The sequence below is a fragment of the Oleiphilus sp. HI0043 genome (assembly GCF_001634935.1).
Genome location: NZ_LWEY01000672.1, coordinates 1 through 759, shown reverse-complemented (window position 1 = coordinate 759; position 759 = coordinate 1). Strand labels below are relative to the sequence as shown.

The 759-nt window shown below is 38.9% G+C and carries 1 protein-coding gene; it reads right to left on the bottom strand.

The window, feature by feature from the left end; all coding sequences use genetic code 11:
* Positions 1-244: 244 nt before the first annotated feature.
* Positions 245-556, bottom strand: coding sequence for a putative quinol monooxygenase (locus tag A3729_RS08100; RefSeq protein WP_068509848.1), 312 nt, complete (start codon positions 554-556; stop codon positions 245-247).
* Between the last annotated feature and the right edge of the window lie 203 nt (positions 557-759).

Here is a 759-nt window from a genome sequence, read left to right as displayed (position 1 = left end):
CACCAAAAGACGGTGCGAGCTCGCTATACAGGTGTAAATGAATCTAATCAACGTCATAACCCTATATTCGAGGGCGGTTTAACTAACAACATAAGTACGATCATGACGATTTTATTAGACGAGCCTTAAATCGATAACGCTTAAAAAGCAGGCAAGAGGTGATCAGCAGAAAATGTAACGACACAGAGCCCAGTTCGAGGCACTATATGGGTGGTGCTGGCATAATTGGTTATGTGACTAGAGGCTATACCGCAACAGAGTCTGATAACAAATCACACGAATTAAATACGCGCTCAGATAACCCATATTTTTTAGCCTGCTCTCGCCATGGTTTAATGTGCGGCGCACTTAGGTGATCATTTAAGCTCTCACGATTCGGCCACAACTCTGAAAAACGAATTAAGCCCTTATCGAATGGATCTTCCGCAACATCGTACGCAATGCATCCATCATTTTCGTGAGTGCTACGAACTAAAGCATTTAAGTGTGGTAATACTTTTTCGGTATTATCTGGAGGAAACCTTAATGATCCAAATACTGCTACTTTTGCTTTCATTGAACTTCCTTATTCATTCGTTTAATTTTAAAGAGGAGATGGGCCTCTTAATACTTTAATTAACTTTCCAGTTGTACTCTCAAAGTTATGACCACAATTAGAGCAAATGGTATTAGCTTTGTTTCTATGATTCGTAAAGATACGACTAACTAATAACCCGATTAGAATTAAAACAACTAATACAACAACAATGCTCAAAGTTC

What these genes read in the sequence shown, in the direction of transcription:
- A3729_RS08100 (WP_068509848.1), bottom strand. Translation starts at nt 556, where the DNA reads ATGAAAGCAAAAGTAGCAGTATTTGGATCATTAAGGTTTCCTCCAGAT.